Origin of the sequence: Aliivibrio finisterrensis, assembly GCF_008933155.1 — a bacterium.
Taxonomy (GTDB): Bacteria; Pseudomonadota; Gammaproteobacteria; order Enterobacterales; family Vibrionaceae; genus Aliivibrio; species Aliivibrio finisterrensis.
This window is the reverse complement of the sequence record NZ_WBVP01000020.1, coordinates 38,502-60,944: the sequence shown is the minus strand read 5'-3', so window position 1 is coordinate 60,944 and position 22,443 is coordinate 38,502. Positions and strand designations below refer to the sequence as shown.

Annotated in this window: 18 protein-coding genes and 1 tRNA gene; 9 read left to right on the top strand and 10 right to left on the bottom strand. The window is 37.2% G+C overall.

All coding sequences use genetic code 11. The features are described 5' to 3' along the window. Window positions 1–324: DUF6538 domain-containing protein (locus F8B77_RS15040; protein ID WP_341872503.1), on the bottom strand; the 324-nt coding region annotated here is incomplete at its 3' end. Between the two features lie 500 nt (window positions 325–824). Between F8B77_RS15040 and F8B77_RS15035 the strand changes: the two genes are divergently transcribed. Both F8B77_RS15035 and F8B77_RS15030 read left to right on the top strand, forming a co-directional pair. After that, window positions 825–1,427, top strand: a complete 603-nt coding sequence (locus F8B77_RS15035; protein ID WP_151656258.1) for a hypothetical protein — start codon at window positions 825–827, stop codon at window positions 1,425–1,427. 199 nt (window positions 1,428–1,626) lie between these two features. Next, entirely contained in the window at window positions 1,627–2,658 is a 1,032-nt protein-coding gene (locus F8B77_RS15030) for a hypothetical protein (RefSeq protein WP_151656256.1), read from the top strand. A 318-nt stretch (window positions 2,659–2,976) separates the two neighbouring features. On the opposite strand, the gene F8B77_RS15025 is transcribed toward F8B77_RS15030, so the two are convergent. Together F8B77_RS15025 and F8B77_RS15020 are read right to left on the bottom strand one after the other, a co-directional pair. Then, window positions 2,977–3,543 (bottom strand): response regulator transcription factor, encoded by a 567-nt coding sequence (locus tag F8B77_RS15025; protein ID WP_151656254.1) that lies wholly within the window; start codon window positions 3,541–3,543, stop codon window positions 2,977–2,979. Then, window positions 3,540–5,165 carry an ATP-binding protein gene (locus F8B77_RS15020; protein ID WP_151656252.1) on the bottom strand — a complete coding sequence of 542 codons (1,626 nt, stop codon included), beginning with the start codon at window positions 5,163–5,165 and terminating at the stop codon, window positions 3,540–3,542. Before F8B77_RS15020 ends, F8B77_RS15025 begins: the two co-directional genes overlap by 4 nt. Window positions 5,166–5,430: 265 nt before the next feature. Here F8B77_RS15020 and F8B77_RS15015 point away from each other — a divergent pair, with 265 nt between their 5' ends. After that, complete coding sequence (locus F8B77_RS15015; protein WP_151656250.1) at window positions 5,431–6,777, top strand: hypothetical protein; 1,347 nt, start codon at window positions 5,431–5,433, stop codon at window positions 6,775–6,777. A 379-nt stretch (window positions 6,778–7,156) separates the two neighbouring features. On the opposite strand, the gene F8B77_RS15010 is transcribed toward F8B77_RS15015, so the two are convergent. After that, window positions 7,157–8,443, bottom strand: a complete 1,287-nt coding sequence (locus F8B77_RS15010) for a tyrosine-type recombinase/integrase (RefSeq protein ID WP_167512834.1) — start codon at window positions 8,441–8,443, stop codon at window positions 7,157–7,159. A gap of 85 nt (window positions 8,444–8,528) precedes the next feature. After that, window positions 8,529–8,619 (bottom strand) — tRNA-Ser (locus tag F8B77_RS15005). A gap of 352 nt (window positions 8,620–8,971) precedes the next feature. On the opposite strand from F8B77_RS15005, the gene F8B77_RS15000 reads away from it, so the two are divergent. From F8B77_RS15000 to F8B77_RS14980, 5 genes are all read left to right on the top strand, one after another. Next, window positions 8,972–10,012 (top strand): porin, encoded by a 1,041-nt coding sequence (locus F8B77_RS15000; protein WP_151656248.1) that lies wholly within the window; start codon window positions 8,972–8,974, stop codon window positions 10,010–10,012. Window positions 10,013–10,185: 173 nt separating this feature from the next. Next, window positions 10,186–11,442: a DEAD/DEAH box helicase gene (locus F8B77_RS14995; protein WP_151656246.1), complete on the top strand. Its 1,257-nt coding sequence runs from the start codon at window positions 10,186–10,188 to the stop codon at window positions 11,440–11,442. A 352-nt stretch (window positions 11,443–11,794) separates the two neighbouring features. Further along, complete coding sequence (locus F8B77_RS14990; RefSeq protein WP_151656244.1) at window positions 11,795–12,682, top strand: TonB-dependent receptor; 888 nt, start codon at window positions 11,795–11,797, stop codon at window positions 12,680–12,682. A 3-nt stretch (window positions 12,683–12,685) separates the two neighbouring features. Further along, a complete protein-coding gene (locus F8B77_RS14985) occupies window positions 12,686–13,807 on the top strand; it encodes a BamA/TamA family outer membrane protein (RefSeq protein ID WP_151656242.1) in 1,122 nt (373 codons plus the stop codon). Between the two features lie 11 nt (window positions 13,808–13,818). Beyond that, window positions 13,819–14,874 carry a DUF4056 domain-containing protein gene (locus F8B77_RS14980; RefSeq protein ID WP_151656240.1) on the top strand — a complete coding sequence of 352 codons (1,056 nt, stop codon included), beginning with the start codon at window positions 13,819–13,821 and terminating at the stop codon, window positions 14,872–14,874. Between the two features lie 92 nt (window positions 14,875–14,966). Here the strand turns inward: F8B77_RS14980 and F8B77_RS14975 are convergent, their stop codons facing one another. From F8B77_RS14975 to F8B77_RS14960, 4 genes are all read right to left on the bottom strand, one after another. Beyond that, window positions 14,967–16,568 carry a BCCT family transporter gene (locus tag F8B77_RS14975; RefSeq protein ID WP_130049164.1) on the bottom strand — a complete coding sequence of 534 codons (1,602 nt, stop codon included), beginning with the start codon at window positions 16,566–16,568 and terminating at the stop codon, window positions 14,967–14,969. 191 nt (window positions 16,569–16,759) lie between these two features. Continuing rightward, window positions 16,760–17,890, bottom strand: coding sequence for an HlyD family secretion protein (locus tag F8B77_RS14970; RefSeq protein ID WP_151656238.1), 1,131 nt, complete (start codon window positions 17,888–17,890; stop codon window positions 16,760–16,762). After that, window positions 17,890–18,270 (bottom strand): DUF3302 domain-containing protein, encoded by a 381-nt coding sequence (locus F8B77_RS14965; protein WP_151656236.1) that lies wholly within the window; start codon window positions 18,268–18,270, stop codon window positions 17,890–17,892. The genes F8B77_RS14970 and F8B77_RS14965 overlap by 1 nt, the downstream gene beginning before the upstream one ends. A gap of 160 nt (window positions 18,271–18,430) precedes the next feature. Continuing rightward, a complete protein-coding gene (locus tag F8B77_RS14960) occupies window positions 18,431–19,663 on the bottom strand; it encodes a GGDEF domain-containing protein (protein ID WP_167512833.1) in 1,233 nt (410 codons plus the stop codon). 145 nt (window positions 19,664–19,808) lie between these two features. On the opposite strand from F8B77_RS14960, the gene F8B77_RS14955 reads away from it, so the two are divergent. Further along, window positions 19,809–20,168 carry a late competence development ComFB family protein gene (locus F8B77_RS14955; protein ID WP_151656234.1) on the top strand — a complete coding sequence of 120 codons (360 nt, stop codon included), beginning with the start codon at window positions 19,809–19,811 and terminating at the stop codon, window positions 20,166–20,168. Between the two features lie 54 nt (window positions 20,169–20,222). Here F8B77_RS14955 and F8B77_RS14950 read toward each other — a convergent pair whose 3' ends face one another. Then, a complete protein-coding gene (locus F8B77_RS14950) occupies window positions 20,223–22,229 on the bottom strand; it encodes an exoribonuclease II (protein WP_151656232.1) in 2,007 nt (668 codons plus the stop codon). Between the last annotated feature and the right edge of the window lie 214 nt (window positions 22,230–22,443).

Below are 22,443 nucleotides of genomic sequence, written 5' to 3'. Positions count from 1 at the left end.
AATTTTTATTTTTGGTGAAGGGTCTACCACAAGCTTAGGGGCTTTGGTTTGAGTCTCAGGTTGTGCGTTATAAGCAGCTCGTAGGGCGTTAATCGACTGAGCCAGTTCAGTTTTAAATTCGATAATCGTTAAAGAGAGCGCAATGGCTTTCTCAAACAACGCATGAAGTAATTGAACTTGCTCAACATTTCGACGATAAGCGGTTTTACGTTCACGAGTAAGTAGGGAGAATTTTAGTTCGTTAGGATAACCACTTTCACGGAGTGAAAGTGGAGTAGCGATACGAGTATAGTACACGCTATTTGGAAGTCTTAATAAGTACATCTGTGCCACCTTTCTGTGCAAGGTGATTTTCGATAGTACAGATACAAAAAAACCGCTGTAAAAAAAGCGGTTTAATCTTTTAATTTGGTGGAGGGATAGGGATTTGAATGCTACACCTATCAACTAAAAGTGCTGTAATTACAATGGGTTATCTATTTTTCTCAAAAATCGATTTAACCGTATGTCTGGTACATATTAATAGCGACAAAATGGTTAACCGTCAAGGAAATCCGATTATTTATCTGATGTTTGTGTTTTTATGGGTCAATTAAGGAAAATTCAGATTGTTTGTATTATATGTTTGGGAAACCATCGGTCAATGTTAGGTAAGTTTGTTTGTTAGTAATGTTTGTTCGGAACAAACATTACTAACAAACAAATGTTCTAATCTATGTCCCGAAACCTGCCATTTCACATATTGGTTATATCGTGCCTTAAATTTAGAGTATAGGTATACTAATCAGATTCGTATAATTAAATTTTATGTTTAAGAGGATAAAATGGAAGATTTAAGTCTTGTTGAAAAGAATTTTTGGGTAATAAAAAAGTGGCTTGAAGCTCTGTTATCAGTGGTTGCTAATTCAAAACTGTTAACTTTCATTACCGTAACGGTTATAACAGTATCTCTTGCATTTTCATCACAGTTTGTATCTTTATACCTTGTAAATAAAGTAGCTAATAGTAACTCAGAGAATTATGCAAATGTGAGTGAACAACAAGAAAAAATACATAATCAGTATGTTTTGGATTTGATTGATGCATGTATGGCTTCACACGAACTTGATCCTACGAATACTGAGAAATATTGCTTAAAAGCAAAAGAAAATTACTTCTATACAGCTCAGTTGGATAGCAATTTAAAAGATAGTTATGAACAAGTTGTGTCTGACGAACTGTTTTTGGTTATGAAAGCCGATATTAGTTATTTAATTAATAAGCAGTCTGTGGGAGATCTTCAAAGAAGATATCCAAGAGAGGATTTTCCTGAAATTTCATTTGTATTTTCAACTTGGTTCTCTATCTTTGCGTGCGTGATATCTACTCTCATAGGGTATTCGTTATATCGATTTATTAAAAGTCGTAGTTGTACAAGTGTAGAATAAACATACAAATTCTTCAGCACGATTTACTACATTCGGTATATCAGGTTGTCGAGTGTTTCTCGTTTTAAGGCGTCAAAATTAAGTATAATTGCTTGGTAAGTACTAACTGAAAAGTTATCAATATTTAAGTGATTGATATTATATGAAATGATAGGGCTTAAATTCCCGATAACTTCTTTTTAGGTACTTAGTACGTGTTATGCAGGAGTTAAAAATTGCAAAGGACAATATGAAATACAATTTTGAAAAAGATGTCCTTGATTGGAGTGTAAATACAATTACTCGTTTAGGGCATAGAGCTAAAGCAGAGAATGACCCTCTTCCATCTTTAGCTCAAGTGTTTACTATTACGAGACATTTGATTACTCCTACATCAAGAAACGTCAAAGTAGCGAAAGGTTTTGTTTGCCCAAAAGATTATATTGAAGGGTATAACCAAATTATCTCTGAGATTAAGAAAGGTAAAGATTTGTCTCCCCGTGGAAGTAGGCAACAAAATAATGTCGATGTACATGTGGATGGAATGCTTATTGACTGGGGAGTTCATCATTTACACTTAGGGACACAATTTATTGAGAAAGGTAAAAATAAAGGGTTGATAAAAGGAAATAAAGAAATTCTCTTTGTATTTTTTACTTATGATTGCGCATATATAATTGGCGTTTATGACCATCGTTCATGGGTTCGTGAAGATGTGTTATTAACGGTAAAAAATAATTGGCCTAATTTAATTGAGCCGTATCGTATAAATAGAGCTATTGACCTTTCTAGAGATGTGACTGAATCAGATAGACAGTTATTACGTAGCAACAATATTAACTCACCAGTTAAAATAAATAGGTCTATATATTTCGGACCTGGAGGTGGTATTAGCAGTGGAGGCTTAGGGATAAATGAAATTGAAAGTGCAAATATAGTTTTACGGGCTATTAATGATTTAAATAAATGGTTTAATGAGAATACACCTGAGCTTAAAAACCAATTATCGAAATATTATCATGATATTGGAAATGTTACGTTTATCTTTGAGGTTAGTAAATATATATTATCACGGACGTTTACGGTAAAAAGTAAAGATGGGATTCTCCGAGTCCACATCCCATCTACAGATAAACCAGCGTCGTTAATCCATGGCTCTATAGCAAATGTAATTGAACCAGATGAAAACAAATATGCATTTGATTCTTCAATTTTGGATCAATTGGTTTTGGAGGTTTGTCACCAATCATAAGGCGTAGTATCGCACTCCAAATATTACCTTCAGTATCACTTTTTAAAGCAGCCAAAAATGTGGATGAATGGTTACTACCATTATTTGAGTGTATCAGCCACAAATCTTGGTCAGGAATAGTTGAGGGAATTGATTGAGCTTGCAAATCTATAATGAAAAATGCCAAAAAGTAACAAAAATAAAATCCAGATAAAACATTATGTTGGAAGGGGTTCGTGCAAATATTAATGCTTAATGCTTAATGCTTAATGCTTAATGCTTAATGCTCAGTCTATGATTGTTACTTAACTGACAGATTGAATGAAGCTAGTTTAAGTATTACGAAATTAATTTTAGGTTTTTCTTAAATAAGCTTAAATCTATTTTTGATTTAATATTAGCTCTATGGTATTCGACTGTTTTAATAGCTAGATTTAATTCTATTGCAATCTCTTTAGAAGAGAACCCAAAGGCAAGCCAATCAGCTATTACACATTCTCTTTTTGTCAGTTTGTGCCTCTCTTGATAAAACTCAATTAAGGACCCACTGCGAGTTAATGCAGTATTGATGGTTTCTAGTAAAATATGGTTATCAATTGGTTTTTCTAAAAAATCGATAGCCCCTTTTTTTATAGCTTCGACCACAATATGGACTTGGCTATGACCCGTTAAAAAAATAATTGGCCAATGAGGCATTATTTCATCTAGTTTATTTTGCAGTTCTAATCCACTCATTTCTGGCATGCGTAGATCGAGTATAATACATGCAGGTTCATAAGTTACTTTAATGCTTTCTAAAAATGCCGTTGCAGAGGAAAATCCTTTGCAATTTAGGTTATTAATAAGAAATAATCGTGTCATTGCTTTTAATAATAGTGGGTCGTCATCAATAAAATATACGGTCATGATAATGTGTTAACTGTAGGTAAATATAGTTGGAATGTTGCACCTGTTTTATGGTGTGTTTTTTCTTTGTGTATTAAATTTATTTTTCCACCAAAGCCTTCTAACATTGTTCGACAAACCGATAAGCCTAATCCAAAGCCATCTTTTTTTGTGGTAAATAAGCTATCAAAAATACGGTCAGCGACAACATTGTCAATATCTTTACCATCATTAGTTATATTTATCTCTACATATCCATGACTTGTTCGAGCTGAAATTTCAACATAAGTAGCATCTGCTTGAATAGCGTTTTTAATTAAATTAATGAAGACTTGCATCATGCAAAGGCGGTCGGCTTTTATGGTTACGTTAAAGAGACTATCGATACCTTTGAATTGAACTTGATTATTCGTATATGCTTCACTCAATAAACGTAGAGCGTCATTAACGCAACTTGATAATATTATTTCCTCAATATAAAGAGCTTCCTTTGCAAGTGTACCTTTGTAAATTCGATGGTGAATTTGCACCGCTTTACTTAAAGCAAATTCGACATCTTGATTAAGTTCTAGTAGTAAGCTTCGACTAACATCCTTTCCTTTTTTTAGCAGGTCGATAGATAGCTGACTAGTGGTTAATGCGGCTTGTAGAGGTGAGGCAACTTCGTGTGCAATGGTTGAGCCTAGTTCACTTAATGATGACTTTTGCGCCAAGTTTGCCAACATCATTTCACTATTACGTAAACGCTCATTTGATATTTTTTGATTATCGTAATAAGTCCCGAGTAACAGAGCAATAAATGCAATAACTGCAAATAACGTTTGTATCTCAGTTACTGTATATATTGTTGTTTCAGTGTAGATGAAAATAAATGCAACGAATAAGTTAACAATAAATGCGGTAGTTATCCCTGATTTTAGACCATACTTGGCTGAGATTAATGTGACAGGAAGAAGAAGCAAATAGTGATACGTAGCAAGCTCAGGCTTTAAAGTTACTAAGATAAAAAGCCCTGCACTAAGTGAAATAGCAAGAAAACAATGCACTAGTATTAAAGAGTGCACGCTACGTTTTAGGAGTAGAAATTGCATCCTTACATTCCGATTATAAGCAGTATACTCTAGCCAAAAAGCGAGGAGAGTAAACATTAATAACCCCGTGAAATCACCGATAAAAAAGGATATAAAGAGTTTATGAATATTTTGCCAGTTGATAAATCCATAATGATAAAAGAGAGCAGATGCAAGCATACTAGAAATTAATGTTGAGACTAGACACGTGATGATAAAAGACCAAAGTGTTTTTACGTGAATAATACAGAATATTTTAGAACCTAATAACCATTTTAATACGATACCAGACAAGCCATAAGTTAAGGTTTGACGTAAAATATGTAACCAATTGAACGATGTTAACTCCCAAGGAGGAACATCAAAAAAACTAGCTAAAGTGGCACAAATATAAATAAGCGGCAATACCTTCAAACCTTGAACAAAACTAATGGCTAATATAAAGGCAGGAGCAGGAAAAAAGGTACTTAACGCAGAGGCATGTGGATCTACTAAAAATAGTAGAGAAAATTGATATAGCAAGATAAATGTAATGATATAGCGTAAGCCATAAAGAAAAGAAGTGCTATTCACTAGGATCTACTTATTTATTTTAATAAATACTGCCCGTAGGCTGATAATGCGGCGCAAACTATAACCATTTATAGTTATCGTTACAATTATTTTTTCTGAAATACCATTACGATAATGCAATTGTTTAAGATGCAATCAAGTTATTCGCAAATAGTGCTTTTCGGTTTGAATTATAATCAAACCTAGTAATTTTTACTGATCCGCACTCTGTCTATTTCGAGTACATTCCCCTTTTCATTTAGATAATTAAAACGCGAGAATCTGTATGACACGCTCGAAATTAACAGTATGTATGTTTTTAGTAGCCGCTCTGTTAACTGGCTGTAATGAATCAAATAAATCTAATAATTCAAATTCTGACACTCATTTTCTTAAAGCTATCGATGGCTATTTAGTTGATGCTGAAGTTTACATTGATCGTAATGGGAACGGCATACCAGAGGATGATGAGAAATTAAAGCAATTAACAAATGAGTCTGGTGTTATTGGCATACCAGTTAAAGATAGAGATTTTGATATTATTGTTGAAGCAATTGTAGGTAAAACACGTGATAGTGACAAAGGCGGTACGATAGATCAAAGCTTTAGGCTTGTAGCTAATGGTAGTGGATCAGTAATTACGCCATTTACTACTATTGCAAAGGCACAAAACAAAACACTTCAAGAATTAGCCACAGAGCTCGGTTATGATGTTGAAGTATTAAGTCAAGATTACATCGCACTAAAGGCCTCTAACCCAGAAGCTAAAAAAGTGCATCTTTTTGCTCGTAGTGTGGTAGGTGAATTAAATAAAGATTTGGGAAGCGATATTTTTGATAAACAAATTAAAACGATTAAGGACGAGATTGATACCTTGGTAAATAAAGATGAAGATCTTGATAGTTTAAATATTTACTTATCTGATACAGGTCTAGCGTCAACAGTGCCAATGCAACCAACACTGAATGAATTTTTAGATAATACTAAATATACATCGATGAGTTTTAATGATTTTTGGAGAACGCGAGATGGTGAGCTAGCAAATTGGCAGTTTGATATCAAGAAAAATACGGTTTCTATTGAGGGTAACTTATTTGAATTAATGTTTGATAAATTTAATCCGAATTCTTTTTTTATGACATTTCCAGATAATGGAGAGGGCTGTGAGGTTGCTTATACCGCAGGAATTTGTCGTTCTGAAATGCAAGATGACTTTATTTTTATAGATAATAAGTTTGCCTTAGCTACATCTATTGATGGTGATCTTCAAATGTACTTGAAACCAAGTTCAACGGAGTTGATTACTAACCAATTGTTAGGGGTTGATAGTTTTCCTTTAACTGGTATGAATATCAAGGAAAATAGTTATCATCATCTTGATGATAAATCAAATAATTGGAACTCAAATCCTGTTCTTAGTGAGATTAGCAAAGGAAGTATTACTCTTTCTAATATTGAAAATGGCTTGATTACTATGAATGATAAGGAATATGTTATTTTACGTGGTAACGGGCAGGTCTATATTATGAAGCGAGTTAGTGATAATCACCCGTCATTGTTATTTCGTAGTAAGGAATTGGCTGATTTTATTCTAGATAAATGGAAAAATCATACGTTAGAGCAACCTCAATAAAGCGACCTGATTTGTTATGATATTTATATTAGGATAAGTGTTTAAAGTTAGGTATGTTTTGTTTGGAGCAAACATTACTAATAAATGGATTGTAGTGGCATAGTAAATTATGCTGCCTACTTAGAGTTCTAGGCATAAACTAGTAAGCCTCTTTGCAGAACTTGAATTTAAGCTCAATCTCACACTAACTAATTTTGGGGCAAAAGCGAGTTAGAAAACGCTATCTGCCCACCTTCGTGGGCTGGGAGTCAAGAGGCACTCCTCTTGCCCGCAGATATCGTGCATCTTTTGCGTAGCAAAAGTGTGACGATAGCGCAGCGGGTTGCATTGTCGTCACACTTTCAGTGAACGCCTATTTCGAGGTTGTCCCCAATATCATTTATGCACTTAAGCTGATATCTATGTCGTCTAAACGAAATAGATTTACGGCCTCTACAAGCTGCTCTGGCTCCAGTCGTTTACCATATCTACCGTAGGTCATGTTTTGATGTTTATGGCCTACAATTTCAGAAACCACATGCTCTTCGACATTCGCTCGTTTTAACTCATCAATAAAGGTATGACGGAATGAATAGGCGGTAGCTCGTTGTCCCGCTTTAAAGCCCACGTCATTAAGAATATTGCCGAAGGTCTTTCTATAATCCTTTGACCAATCATTATCTGCACCGCGAGGCTTTACATTAAAGAGCTGTGTCTCTTTTGCTCGCTCGCGAGCTTTCACAAAGGCTAAGAAGCCCATATCTAACAATGTTTGATGAATGGGCACGGTTCGATTGGATAACTGGTTTTTCAGCTTCTGAGCGTCACCAGAGTCCGAGAACTGGATGCAAGGTAGTTCGCCTTGCTTGATATCCCGAACTTGAAGCTGACAAGCTTCTGACGGCCTGCAACCTTGATAAAGCATCAATAAGGTTATCCATTTAAAATCCGTGTTTTGTTTGCGATAAGCGTCGTTTGAGAATAATTTCTGTAAATCCTCAGTTTTCCAACGTTGTCGTTGCTCTTGAGCACTCTTTGCATTTTTAGAGGATGTTTTGACGACAGCAAATGGATTAGCCGTAATAAGCTCATGAGCTAAACACCAATTAAAAAACTGTCTATTTGCCGCAATGTAGTCTTTTAAAGTTTTGCTGCTTAATTTTCGTTTGAGTAATCGGTCTCGATAGTGCATTGCAATACTATTGGTGGGCTTATCTGTATTTAATTCTTTTAGATAGCCTAAAAAATCATTACATCGTTGCTCTAACTGATTAAGGGTGAGTTGTGTGACACCTTCTAATTGCTTAGATTGAATAAATTCAGTGAGCGTATTTGTAGTAATACCAGGTGAGGGGGTAGTGGCGATTTTTATTTTTGGTGAAGGGTCTACCACAAGCTTAGGGGCTTTGGTTTGAGTCTCAGGTTGTGCGTTATAAGCCGCTCGTAGGGCGTTAATCGACTGAGCCAGTTCAGTTTTAAATTCGATAATCGTTAAAGAGAGCGCAATGGCTTTCTCAAACAACGCATGAAGTAATTGAACTTGCTCAACATTTCGACGATAAGCGGTTTTACGCTCACGAGTAAGTAGGGAGAATTTTAGTTCGTTAGGATAACCACTTTCACGGAGTGAAAGTGGAGTAGCGATACGAGTATAGTACACGCTATTTGGAAGTCTTAATAAGTACATCTGTGCCACCTTTCTGTGCAAGGCGATTTTCGATAGTACAGATATAAAAAAACCGCTGTAAAAACAGCGGTTTAATCTTTTAATTTGGTGGAGGGATAGGGATTTGAACCCTAGAACCGCTATTAACGGTTGCCGGTTTTCAAGACCGGTGCTTTCGACCACTCAGCCATCCCTCCAATGCCGCGTATAATAGGGGGAATGGCTTTCCTTGTAAACCCCTATTTTTATTTAAATAGACTGTTTGGCTTTTTATTGCTCTGATTGGTCCGTTTCTATACATTTTATCCAAATTTAAATTGTTCGATATAGATAAAAAAACATCAATAAAACATTTAGATACATTTGATAAACAAAAAAATATCGTATGCATATCAAGTGCTTTTATATAAAATTTATTTTCTATTTGATCTTTTGTTAACGATTTACTCTACTTGTGTTTTAAAACTGTTTATCTTCATTTCAATTGTTGGTCGTTTGGATCTTTTATGTATAAAAAGCATAAAAGACTACTTTTAAATGGAAATTGAAATGAATAAAAAATTACTTGCTCTGGCTGTTATCGCAGCGTCTTCAAATGCAGTTGCTGTTGAGTTATACAATGAAGATGGCACTACTTTTGATATTGGCGGTCACGTATCGGTTGCTTTAGAAGGTTCTGATGAAGGTGATACTGGTTTAACTGCAGTTTCTCCACGTTTAAACTTTAATGCGACGCATGACTTGGGTAATGGCTTTGTTGCTGATGCAAAAGGTGAGTGGGCACTTAATTACTTAGATGGTGGCGAGAACGCATTTACCACTCGTTTAGGCTACATTGGTGTAACGCACAATGACTTTGGTCGCATGGTTGCTGGTACACAATGGGCACCTTATTACAGTGTTGCAGGTGTTGCTGATATGCCAATCGCCTTTGCCAATGACTTTATCTATGAAGATCACGGTAATTTAGGTACGGGTCGTGCAGAAGAGATGCTGAGCTACGGCAAAATGTTTGAGTTTGGTGATGCGGGTAAGTTAGGCGTTGCTGCGGGCTGGCAGGGTCGTAAATCTGATACGATCTCAAATGATTGGGATGCAAAAGTTGAAAATGACTATGGTAACCGTGCACAAATCGCATTGAACTACAGTGTTGCTGGCTTCTCTGCAAACTACGCGTATAACACGGGTGATGTAACTTATGGCTCGGTAGGTACTAAATCAGAAACCTCAGAATCTCACGTGATCAGTGGTACTTACGGTAGCTATGGTTCTGGTTTATACGTTGCAGGTGTATATGCAATGAATGAAAACATGAATAGCGATGTGAATGGCAATCTTATCGAAGACGGCTCAGCATACGAAGCGTTGTTTGCTTACGCATTAGATAACAGTTTAAACCTAAGTGTGAACTATGAATCTGTGGTTGATAATGACGCAAGTAAAACGGTTTATAGCACTTCGGCAATTCAAGCAGAATACAATTTCACTAAGAAGTTCGTTGGCTTTACTGGTTACCAATTTGATTTAGGTAACGACTACAATAATAAAGAAGATAATAAGTGGATGCTAGGTGCACGTTACTACCTATAATCGACATTAGTTATTAATCTTTAACTTTCCTATGATAATCCAGCGTATCGCAAAGTACGCTGGATTTTTTGCATCTAAAGAGATAAGAAAAGGAAAATGACGCTTACTTCTAATAGGGATAATGGCAAGGATTTGCTACAATCGGCGAAAATTATCGTATTTAAAGGTTCATCATGTCATTTGCGTCATTAGGGTTAACGGAACAGTTACTGAATACCGTTGCAGAATTGGGTTTTAAAGAGGCAACACCAATTCAAGAACAAGCGATTCCTCTCGTATTACAAGGACATGATGTACTTGCCGGAGCGCAAACAGGAACAGGCAAAACCGCCGCTTTTGGTTTACCGCTTATTCAGCGATTAATTGAAAATCCGATTAATCGTACTCAGAACTCAAAAGTGATTGGCAGCTTAATCTTAACGCCAACGCGTGAATTAGCACAGCAAGTATTCGATAGCTTAGTCAGTTATACCAAAGGTACCAATATTAAAGTGGTGGTTGCTTATGGTGGCACGAGCATTAATGTTCAGAAAGACAATTTAGTCGGTGGCGCTGATATTTTAGTTGCAACGCCTGGGCGTCTATTGGATCTTTTTCATATTAATACCATTACCTTAAATCAAGCGGGATATTTAGTCTTAGATGAAGCCGATCGAATGCTAGACATGGGCTTTATTCCTGATATTAAAAAGATCTTACGTAAAATGCCTGCTGAGCATCAAACCTTATTCTTCTCTGCGACATTTAGCAAAAAAGTAAGAGAGATTGCTTACTATATGTTGCATAAACCAAAAGAAGTGCAAGTGACACCGACAAATAGTACTGCTGATACAGTTGAACAGATGGTTTACCCTGTTGATAAACACCGTAAAAGTGAGCTACTTGCCTATTTAATTGGTTCTCGTAACTGGCAACAGGTACTTGTATTTACTAAAACGAAGCAAGGATCGGATGAATTAGTTAAAGAGCTGAAAAAAGACGGTATAAAAGCAGTATCTATTAATGGTGATAAAAGCCAAGGTGCGCGTTTACGTGCGTTAGAAGAGTTTAAAACGGGTAAAGTTAGAGCATTAATTGCTACAGATATTGCTGCTCGTGGTTTGGATATTGAGCAATTAGAGTGCGTGATTAACTACGAATTGCCATTTAAAGCGGAAGATTATGTTCACCGTATTGGTCGAACAGGCCGAGCGGGTTGTACAGGTAAAGCCATCTCACTAATGAGCAGTAATGAAGAGTATTTATTACAAGCCATTGAAGCATTACTTGATACTCGTTTACCTCAAGAGTGGTTAAAAGGTTATGAGCCTGATCCAAATGCACCAGTAAAAGAAGAGGGTGCAAGACAAAGTCGTGGTCGCTCAGCAGATAAGAGAAAAATGAAAGCGAAGATGAAAATTCATTCGAATCGCGGTAAGAACAAGCGTTAATAAACCGTTCTTATTAGTCATGAATGATAAATGCCAGCGTGAAGATAAATAAGTCTTCACTCTGGCATTTTTATTATACAAAGCCAACAAGCAATAAAAGATAGATGCCTCTTTTATCATATTGTCTGTTACTCCATAGCTTGAATTGTATTATTTCTATTTATAGTTATAAAATTTATCTTAATTTTTGCGATCTTGTCCATAGTTTACTCTGTATTTATCAAATCTTAGACTTGACTTATTCATATGTAAAATAGTGTAAAATTAAGTTGAATGTCTAAGTTTGAGGCGTATCATGCCGAAAAAAGCTGAAGCCACTTTTGGATTCTTTCCCTTCAGTATTGGAGTCTTTATGCCGCAAAGAGCACTTTCTGTACTTTGCTTATTGTTTTTATCTTATTCCTCTTCTTTATTTGCAGAATCTTTTACCTTACCTATTTGGAAAGAAGAAGCGGAAGCGCGTGGTTATGATTTACCTGAAGCATTTGGTCTTAACGTTAGTTACATGAAGCAAACTCAAGATATATCTGTAGACAGTGTTGGGTTTGAGGGTACATATCCCATAGATTTGGGTTGGTTTGGTAAGCATAATGTGCCTTTAGGGGATGTCGTTCAAATAGAGCCTGTAGGTACAGGAAAACAAATGAGTGAAGTGCTGACATTACGTGGTGATGTTTGGCTGTTTCCTTTCTTAAATTTATACGGGATTGTAGGTACTCTTAATGGTTACTCAGAAACGACGATCAAAGTAAAACCATTAAAGTCGGATGCATTATCAAGAAATATGCCGTTTAGACTAGAGCTTGATGGTACTTTATATGGCGCTGGTATTGTACTCGCTGGCGGTTACAAAGATGTATTTGCATTGGTTGATGCTAGTTATACAGAAACAGAATTGAATGTTATTGATGGCACAATTAGCTCGATTGTTGTCTCACCTCGAATTGGTTATGACTTTACGCGTTTTGGTGCTCCGTTGCGTCTGTGGATTGGTGCTATGTATCAAGATGTTGAGCAATCATTGTCAGGTAATTTAACTGATATCGGTTTAACGGGCAGCTTAGGAAATCTTGTTGGTGCTGTTGATGACGGCCGTTTTAATGTTGAACAACATTTAGTTGCGCCATGGAACCCTTTAATTGGTATGCAATATAAAATACATGACCGTTTGTACCTTTTAGGTGAAGCTGGACTTGGTGATCGCAAAAGCCTTTTCTTAACCGTTGATATGCGATTTTAGATCATGAAGTTATTGAATATATCAACAGCAGTTTTGCTAAGTTGCTGTGCAATATCGATCTCTGCGAAAGAACAACAAAGTTGGGTTGATACTTTCCTTGAAGAGTTAGGTTCATCAGAAGATATTGATGTGAGTAAAGGGGTTGACTGGGCTGTGCTTCCGGGACCTTTTGCTAATCCTGAGCAAGGCTTTGGTATCGGAGTTGCTGCTGTAGGTCTTTATTCACCACTTGAAGACAAAGACAGTGCACCATTATCTACGGTTAGCATTACAGGGTATGGTTCAACATCTGGGTCTTATGGAATTGGCATTAATAACCGAACGTATTTTGAAAATGATGATTTACGTTTGTTGATTCAAGCAAAAGCAAGTCATACCCCTGAATACTATTGGGGCGTAGGTAAACAAGCTGCTGAAATATACAGTAATAAGACTCTTGTTAAAGCTCAAATACTAGGCTTTACGCCAAAAGTAGCTTATCAATTTTTACCAAATACCTATGTACTTTTTGGTGCTGATATGGAGAGCTATCGTAAGCTTTCGTCAGATACTGATACATTAAATCAAAGCGAACTGGAAGATGCATTTTTAAGTGCAGCAACGTTAAGTGTTGAATATGACAACCGCGATTTTGAACTTAATGCGTATAAAGGAATGCTATTTAGTATTAACTGGAATGCTTATCGTACTGAATTTGGTTCCGATTTTGATTTTGATGAGATAACTGTGAATTATCGTCAATATTATAAAATGACGTCTGATACCGTTCTTGCTTGGGAAATATACGCGCAAGATATTCAAGGAGATGCTCCTTGGTTTGCGCTATCAGCTCTAGGTAGTGATAAGAGAATGCGAGGGTACTACTCTGGGCAATACAGAGATAATAGTCAGCTCTCTTCCCAACTTGAGGTTCGTCATCAATTTAATCAACGTCATGGAATGGTTGCATGGGTCGGCGGAGGAAATATCGCTGACAGTTATCAGGGGTTACTTGATAGTAAATGGCTTCCTACTTACGGGATAGGTTACCGATTTGCGTTTAAACCAAGGGTTAACGTGAGATTGGATTATGGTCTAGGGAAAAATAGCCAAGCTGTCTACTTTCAAATAAATGAAGCGTTCTAGAAGGATTCAATATGAAAAATAAAATAGCGTCCATTGTTATTAGCAGTCTTTTATATGGTGCGTCTTTTTCTTCGTTTGCAGAAGCGCCTGTTGGCGTTAGGCCCTGTTGTGCATTTGGAACCAATTTACAAACTGAAGTGGGAGGGATCCCTGTTCCTTTTGTATCCGTTGAGAATGTATTAAATATTGATGATCTTGGTGACCATATTTATAACGATGGCAGTCAAGGCATTGCAAGCAGCTTGATGGGTTTTGGTGATGAAAGTAATGGCATTTTTTATTCAGAGAAAGGCGGATTTTTAGATTCTGCTCATATTCGGGATACTGCCGATTTTACTTATTATCTCTACGGAGAGTTTTATGCTCATTTAGGTACGGATCACAAAGTTACATTGTCACCTGAGCTAAAAAATCGTGTTGTTCAGTTACATGCTAGTTCTGACGTTTACACAGAAACTGAACGCCAAAAAATGAGCATTGAATTAGCAGCGCTAACGGCTTATCGATTCGCTCAGTGGCATGAAATAGCTCAATGGTTTGGAATGGAATCGGTAGGTGGCTTTAAAGAATATGCTTCTGCTTTTTCGCCAGAAGATCTGTATTCAAATATGCTTGGTGCATTATTGGCGAGCGACGTTATTACTGCTAAACCTAAACTAAGCAAAGATGATTTTTCTTTAGCGATGACTAAAGCGATTAAAGCAAAGTTTATTGAGCTAGATGTAGGTACAAAAGAAGAGTCCAAAGCACAAATTAAAAAGATGGATGGCAAATGGTGGGACAGCAGTAAGCGTTTACCAAATAAATGGGTAGTGATCCATAGAGAGTACTATTTAGGAACAGAGCTTAAGCCTAATGGAATTGAGAATGGTGTAGAAGAAAGTGTATCAACGAAGCATGAAGCCTTAGTGACTTTTAAGTTAATGCCAAACAAAAATGACATCGCTTTTTCGGCATTGCCTGAATCATTAAAAAGTAAGCCTTATTGGACTCCGATTGATTTCCAACAAATTGCAGATTTTGCGAAAGCTCATGATGATAAAGAGCGAGTATTAAAAAATAAGTAATACCAATTCCAATAATTTTCAGACAATAAAAAGCCTCGAATAGGGACTTTATAAATAAAGTATTATTCGAGGCTTTTTTAATGTTTTACGAATTACGCTTTTGCTTTACCTGTTTTTGGCACAGTACCAAACTTTTCAGTACTGAAGCCTTTAATTAAACTAACGCACATCATTAGTAGAATAAACGTAAATGGTAGAGCGGTAGAAACCGTACCAGCTTGTAGTGCTTGCATTGCTTCTGTACCACCAACCCATAGTAATACTGCAGCAATAGAACCTTGAACGGTTGCCCAGAATATACGCTGAGGAACAGGAGCGTCGACTTTACCACCAGCAGTGATACTGTCGATAACCAATGATCCTGAATCTGATGACGTTACAAAGAACACCATGATAAGTACGATAGAAATAACAGACAGTGCTGTGCTCATTGGCAGTGCATCATACATGTTAAACAGTGCCATCGTAATGTCTTCTAAGCCATTAGCACCAAGCTCACCAACTTTGTTCTTAACTTGTTCAATCGCAATACCACCAAACGCAGACATCCATAATGCCGTTGCTAATGTTGGAATAATCATTACAGAGATTAAGAACTGACGAACAGTACGACCTTTAGAAACACGAGCAATGAACATACCTACGAATGGTGACCAGGAAATCCACCAAGCCCAGTAGAATACTGTCCAACCGTGCATCCAAGTTTCATCTTCACGGCCGTGTGGGTTACTTAGAGGAATAATATTCTCAATATATCCCGTTACCGTTAATGGTAATGTGCTCATTACATCAGAGAAACCGATGAAAATAATGAAGAACAATAAAGCAACAGCAACTAGCATGTTTACGTTACTTAGTAGTTTTACACCGCCATCGATACCGCGAATAACAGAGATCATTGCAAGCATAGTAACGAAAATGATCACGCCTATTTGCATATTAACGCCACCATCGGTACCAAATACATGATTGATGCCGCCTGCTGCTTGTTGAGCACCAAGACCAAGAGAGGTAGCAAGACCAAATAGCGTTGCAAGTACCGTCATGATATCAATAATATGACCAAACCAACCCCATGTTCTATCACCTAAAATAGGATAGAAAACAGAACGCATAGATAGCGGTAAGCCCTTGTTATAGGTAAAGAAAGCTAATGATAAAGCGACTAGGCCGTATATTGCCCAAGGGTGAATACCCCAGTGATACATGGTTCCGCCCAGAGCCAGCTTTTTAGCTTCTTCGGTAAATGGTTCAACATCTAGAGGTGTACCATACCAGTCAGTGAAGTAAGCAAGAGGCTCAGCGACACCATAGAACATTAAACCAATACCCATACCAGCAGCAAACAGCATTGCCATCCATGAGATTGTAGAGTGTTCAGGTTTTGCATTATCGCCACCAATTCGAATTTTACCGAAAGGCGATACGATTAACCCTAAGCAGAAAACAAGGAAAATGTTGCTAGACCACATAAATAAACCATCAAAATTATCGATGATTTGTAACTTTATGCCGTCAAGAAGGGATTTGGCTTCTGCTGGATCCATAATTAGAAGCACAGTAAGAAATAAAATTATAGCACCAGCACTAATACCAAAAACTTGGTTATGTATATCAAAACCCCATTTTTGAATATTGTCTTGTCCAACTTCATAATCAGTACTGTCAATACTGTACTTATCGGTAGTATTCATGTGTCCTCACATAATATTCGTAACAGCTCCCATTGGAGTCTGTCAAACAGCTGCAACATTCATGTAACAGCTTTTTTCGCGAGGAATAATATCAGACTTAAGATTTTAATAAAATATATTTGTAGCGATGCCGATATAAATAAAAGTGTCTTAAAACATAAGCTTAAGACACTTTTGTTCTATATGATTAATTAATGGTCAAGGTATAGGTAGTTTTGCCACGATTTCATACGGATTAGTACTTTTCTCATGATGGAAACATGTTCAAAACTATCAGAGTAAACAGATATCTCCGCATTAGAACCTGCTGGAAGGTGAAATTCAGAAACATCGTCAGTTAATTTTAACTTAACTAAAGCGCGACCATTTGTTCTGATTGCGTTCGTACCTAATAAAGCACCGGAAGCTTGAATTTGACCTTCACCAATGGCTGGAATAACTTCGACCACTTCACCTTGAAATACGCGACCAGGAATTGCTCTAAATAAAAACTCGGCTTTAAAGCCTTTTTGTAAACGTTGAAGAGAGTTCTGACGGAATGCACCAACAAAAAAGTCATCTTCTGTATGGACAAAAGTCATTACAGGCCGCAAAGGAAGAGGGACAGCCATCATACCCGGGCGAAGGGCCATTTGAGTGACATAACCATCCGTTGGAGCTCTTACAATGGTTTCATCCAAATTGAATTGCGCTTGTTCTAATTCTGCACGCGTACGAGCAACCGTTGTATTCTCTCCGTTTATCTCAGACTCTAACGCAAGTTTTGCTTGTTGCTCTTGAGCTTGAACGGATTCTACCGTTGCCTCTGCTGCTTTATAGTTTTGCTTTCTTGTATCAAGTTGTTGAGCTGTAAATGCCCCTTTCTTATAGCCTTTTTCGTAACGTTTAAATTCACGATACGCTTTGTCTTTTTCAGCGATGGCTTTAATTGTCTTGGCTTGCGCTGATTTATAGATAGATTCCAGCTGTAAAGCCGCTTGCTCTGCTTCGTTTAATGCAGCTTGCTTTCGGATAACTTCTGCTTGAAATGGGATATCATCAATTTTAAATAATACATCACCGGCAGCAACAGGCTGGTTAGGAACCACATTAACCTCAGTTACCTTACCTTTAACGCTTGGTACGATTGGTGTTGTTACATAAAATTGACTGCCAAATTGCGTGAAAGGGTGGTTGTAGTTCATCAGTAAAACTAGCGTACCAACGAGCACAACGCCACCTAGACCCGCAGTAGGAACTGTCCATTTATTTAGTGGGATCTTAAATATTTTGAAGATGGCAATACATAACGCGGTATACGTAAGAATAAGCAATAAATCCATTATATTTGCTCCTCTTTAGATGGTTGGCTAGGTGATGATTTTTCCTGATTCACTTCTAGCTGTGATAGTTTTTCAGTTAATAGTTCAACTTGGTCATTAAGATGATTAACACGAGTTTGAAGTTCTAATTGGTTATTTTCGATTTTATGGAAGCCCCAGCCACGATCTTCACGCCATAAGGTTGACCAAATCCATAAGAATGGCCACAACACATGAAGCGTAAATAAACTGACCCAGCCTGCAATATGTATTGCATCTGAATGAGGATGGTTACGTTTATGGGCAATTTCATACGGAATGTCATGAATGACGATAATCCCATAGAAAATAACCAAGGCAACAAACACTAATAACCCAAGAGCAAAATAATCTAAAAACATAAACGTATCCTTGTTTATAATTAAGTCGTTAACAAATTATATATTTTTTAGTAACTTGAGTGTGACACTGCTAGATTGAATACGCAAGTAGGGATGCTGTTTTGATAGGAAAAAGCCGACATAAATCTATATCGGCTATTTAAGAAAGGCTCATGACTTGTTACAAGCTAACGCAGTTACGGCCACCATCTTTTGCACGATATAGCGCATTATCAGATGCTTTTATTACTTCTTGAGGTTTACGATATTCTGTATTATCAGCGACACCAATACTAATCGTAACATTCACCACTTTCGTTTTGTTTGCTTTGCCACGTTTTTCTTGTCCTTCCTTTTTATCTTTAGGACGAGTTGAAGTATCGCGAATGATAAGGTCATAATCAGCAATGTCCTCACGTAATTCTTCAAGGTATTCTAGGCTCTGCTCTGCGGTTTTACCTTTAAATAATACGGTAAATTCTTCCCCGCCATAACGATATACTTTTGCGTTACCACCTGTTTGGGCCATGATACTGGCAACTAATTTGAGAACATCATCTCCAGTGTCATGTCCATAGGTATCATTAAATTTTTTGAAGTGGTCAACATCAAGCATTGCTATTGTATAGCGACGACCTAAATGTTTCATCTCTGATTCTAATGCACGACGACCAGGAATGCCGGTTAATTGGTCAATAAAGGCCAGTTCATGGCTTGCAGAGATGATATATAAGAGCAGAAGTAAACCAGCAATAGAAAACATGGTGCCTGAAATAAACTCGACACTGAACAGAGCAAAAGTTAGAGAAGAATAGAGTAAACAAGTATAAGACGCTAAATCTGTACTATTATTGCGTGTAAGAACAAAAATAGCAGAAAGCCCACACATGACTAAACTGTAAAGCACAATAATAATTGGAAGAGGAGAAACTTCAGGGATGTTAAGTAAATAGGTTTCCCACATTTCACTCATGTCATTGTCGGCAAAGTGCGCCACAATGATCCAACACCAAAAGAACATAAATAGTAAAATGCCTAAATAACCAGCCCCATATTTTGAGAAAATCCGGCGTTCAGGAAAAATAAACGTCGCCATCATGCATATAGGAAGTAAAAATGCGGTTAGAGTAAATTCAATACGAGTGGTTCCTTGCGATAAAGGAACTTGAAGACGCTCTTGAATTACCCAATAGGCAATAGCCATGCTGATGGCGATCATACCGACTCGACCTTGGTTGAAAGGCTGGCTTAAAAGTAGCACAATAAACAACACAATATATGGCAGTATGTATGAAAAACCTTTGTTTTCAGAGGATAGCTGAATAATACCATCCATGCCTGTAATCACTGAAACAACGATGATTATAGGTAATAGTAATTTAAATAGCGGATGACTCAGAAGGCTAAAAGACATTGTTTTTTAACTAATCCTAACTAATTCTAAAAAAAGAGAGAGATGTCACTAAATTGATAGGACAGGTATGATTCTACCAATAAGATAACTCTATTCATATACTTACATCGCGACTTAGTGCATTTAATAACAATAAGGTATCTATATGGAATCAAATATTCATAACTATATGGAAATTCTTGTTGGAAAACGCTTTATCGAGCTAGATTTCCATCAGTTATATACCCTTGACCAAATAACAGACATGAAATGTATTGCTTTGAATCAGCTTCCAACACTCTATATTCGTTATAGCTTAGATATGTTAGCGGCAACACCTCAAAAAAAATTAGTACGATATAATGAAATGGTTGCTGCTGCTGTTGAAAATGCAGAAAAGATGGTGGCAAATGATCGTAGAGAGCGTAATACAGACTTTGAAAATATTGTGCGTTATGTCCCTAAAGATCGATTTGAATTAGAAGATGAAGAAGAACCGTTTTCTGGTGAGCTTAAATTAGATTAAAAAAAATCCCATACAGTAGAACTGATATGGGATTTATTTATCTTTGAACTGAAATTAAGCGTCAGTTGACTCGACAGCGTCTTCCATTTCTAAAGCAGGGAAGGCCTGTAATGGTTTTGCTACCATGTTACGAGTATCTTCTTTTACTTCCGCTAAAGTCACCTGAAGTTGATCACCAAGTTTGAAGGTTTCATGTTTATCGATTGAAATAGTGCCTTGGTCGGCATTACATTCGATACGCTCTTTGTTATCGACAATTAATGAACCAGGGATGAAAGCAGCAGCGCCATTTTCAATTAAGCGTACGCGCATACCTGCACGATTAATATCAAAAATCTCAGCAGTAAATTCCGTGCCTTTTTCGACTTCTGAAGCTAACGTTCTACAGTATAGCCAATCACTTACGTTTCTTTCTGCCATACGGTGATAACGACGGCTTAATGCCAGCTCTTCACCTACAATATCATCTGGGCGTTGTACAGGTTCTTTACCAAGGATATGTGCTTTCAACATACGATGGTTGATCATGTCACTGTATTTACGGATAGGAGAAGTCCAAGTTGCGTAAATGTCTAGACCCATTGCGTAATGTGGCAGCGGTTCGTTACCTGTTTCACTGTACGTTTGATATTTGCGAATACGAGCATCAAGATATGACGTTGGTTGATTACCTAATAAGCGACGTAGTTCACTGAAGCCTTCAAGTGTTGCAATATGCTCTTCTGTGAATTCTACATCATCTAATTGATTTACAATTTCGATCACGTCTTTCAATTTATCTGATTTAATACCAGCGTGAGAGTTAAATACCCCCATGTTAAACGTATTACGTAATGTCTTACCTGCGCAGATATTTGCCGTTACCATAGCCTCTTCAACAAGCTTATTTGCTGTACGGCGCATATCTGCATGAATAGCAACGACGTCATTTTCTTCGTCTAATTCGAAACGATAATCAGGACGATCAGGGAAGATTACGGCATGAGTTTGACGCCACGTTGTACGCGCTTGTGCAAATTCGTGAAGTTCAGTAACTACTTGTGCGATCGTTTCAGTTGGTTGCCATTTCTCACATGAACCTGTTTCTAAGAAATTAGATACATTGTCATAAGCTAAACGAGCGTGAGATTTAATAGTCGCAGCAAAGAAGTTGATAGACTCTTCATTAATAGTGCCATTTGCATCTACGTGTACGGTGCAGCAAAGGGCTGGGCGCTCTTCGTTTTCGATAAGTGAACATAATTGATCGCTTAAATCACGAGGTAGCATTGGAATGTTACGGCCTGGTAGATAGATAGTATAGCCACGTTTACGCGCAACTTTATCCATGCTGTCATCTGGTGTGATGTAGGCGGTTGGATCGGCGATAGCAATGGTTAATTCAAAAGAACCGTCAGCTTGCTTTTTAATGTATAGCGCATCGTCCATGTCTTTGGTTGATTCACCATCGATAGTGACGAATGGTGTTTCTGTCATGTCTAAACGAACTAAATCGGCATCGTCTTTGATTTCCCAGTTTTCAATGCCTTCAGGCTCTGAATTTGGCAAGTCATTTTGAGCAAGTGTTACCCACCACGGTGCAATCTTGTCATCGCTATCAGTAATTTTATGCGTAACTTCACATAAGAAGCTTTGATCACCTTTTAACGGGTGCTGTGTTAGCTCGGCAATAACCCAATCACCTTCTTTTAAGGTTTCTGGATTTACGCCTTTACGCGCTTTAGCTTTTATTGCATTTTTTAGGCTAGGATGATCAGGCATTACCTGTAGACGTTTTTTAAACATCTGGATTCGGCCGATAAATCGAGTGATTGATTGCTCAATAAGTTGATCTGGTTCTGCTTGTTCTTTATCGTTTTCAGTACGGATCAAAGCCACTACTTTGTCGCCATGCATTACTTTTTTCATTTGTGCTGGCGGAATAAAGATACTTTTTTTCTTATCGTCGGATTCTAAGAAACCAAAACCACGGTCGGTTGCTTTTACTGTCCCTTCTTTTTTAGGGATGTTTTCTTGTATCTGCTGCTTTAATTGAGCAAGTAGTGGGTTATCTTGAAACATAAGCCTTCATACGTATAATTAAGAGAAATAACGACGTAACTTTACTATTGCCCTGTATTGATTACTACAAAACTCCGCTTAAATATGTAAAAAAGAGTATTTAGCGTACAAAAAGCTATCGAAACTAAGAAAATAGAGCTAAATTTGTGAACTTGCTCAATTTTTTCTGGTAATTCTTGCCGTATTAAGGCATTATCCGCGCCCTGTGTTAATC

Excerpts from the sequence above, each read along its gene's own strand:
- F8B77_RS15035 (WP_151656258.1), top strand. The coding sequence starts at position 825 with ATGGAAGATTTAAGTCTTGTTGAAAAGAATTTTTGGGTAATAAAAAAG.
- F8B77_RS15030 (WP_151656256.1), top strand. The coding sequence starts at position 1,627 with ATGCAGGAGTTAAAAATTGCAAAGGACAATATGAAATACAATTTTGAA.
- F8B77_RS15025 (WP_151656254.1), bottom strand. The coding sequence starts at position 3,543 with ATGACCGTATATTTTATTGATGACGACCCACTATTATTAAAAGCAATG.
- F8B77_RS15015 (WP_151656250.1), top strand. The coding sequence starts at position 5,431 with ATGACACGCTCGAAATTAACAGTATGTATGTTTTTAGTAGCCGCTCTG.
- F8B77_RS15010 (WP_167512834.1), bottom strand. The coding sequence starts at position 8,443 with ATGTACTTATTAAGACTTCCAAATAGCGTGTACTATACTCGTATCGCT.
- F8B77_RS15000 (WP_151656248.1), top strand. The coding sequence starts at position 8,972 with ATGAATAAAAAATTACTTGCTCTGGCTGTTATCGCAGCGTCTTCAAAT.
- F8B77_RS14995 (WP_151656246.1), top strand. The coding sequence starts at position 10,186 with ATGTCATTTGCGTCATTAGGGTTAACGGAACAGTTACTGAATACCGTT.
- F8B77_RS14990 (WP_151656244.1), top strand. The coding sequence starts at position 11,795 with ATGCCGCAAAGAGCACTTTCTGTACTTTGCTTATTGTTTTTATCTTAT.
- F8B77_RS14985 (WP_151656242.1), top strand. The coding sequence starts at position 12,686 with ATGAAGTTATTGAATATATCAACAGCAGTTTTGCTAAGTTGCTGTGCA.
- F8B77_RS14980 (WP_151656240.1), top strand. The coding sequence starts at position 13,819 with ATGAAAAATAAAATAGCGTCCATTGTTATTAGCAGTCTTTTATATGGT.
- F8B77_RS14975 (WP_130049164.1), bottom strand. The coding sequence starts at position 16,568 with ATGAATACTACCGATAAGTACAGTATTGACAGTACTGATTATGAAGTT.
- F8B77_RS14970 (WP_151656238.1), bottom strand. The coding sequence starts at position 17,890 with ATGGATTTATTGCTTATTCTTACGTATACCGCGTTATGTATTGCCATC.
- F8B77_RS14965 (WP_151656236.1), bottom strand. The coding sequence starts at position 18,270 with ATGTTTTTAGATTATTTTGCTCTTGGGTTATTAGTGTTTGTTGCCTTG.
- F8B77_RS14960 (WP_167512833.1), bottom strand. The coding sequence starts at position 19,663 with ATGTCTTTTAGCCTTCTGAGTCATCCGCTATTTAAATTACTATTACCT.
- F8B77_RS14955 (WP_151656234.1), top strand. The coding sequence starts at position 19,809 with ATGGAATCAAATATTCATAACTATATGGAAATTCTTGTTGGAAAACGC.
- F8B77_RS14950 (WP_151656232.1), bottom strand. The coding sequence starts at position 22,229 with ATGTTTCAAGATAACCCACTACTTGCTCAATTAAAGCAGCAGATACAA.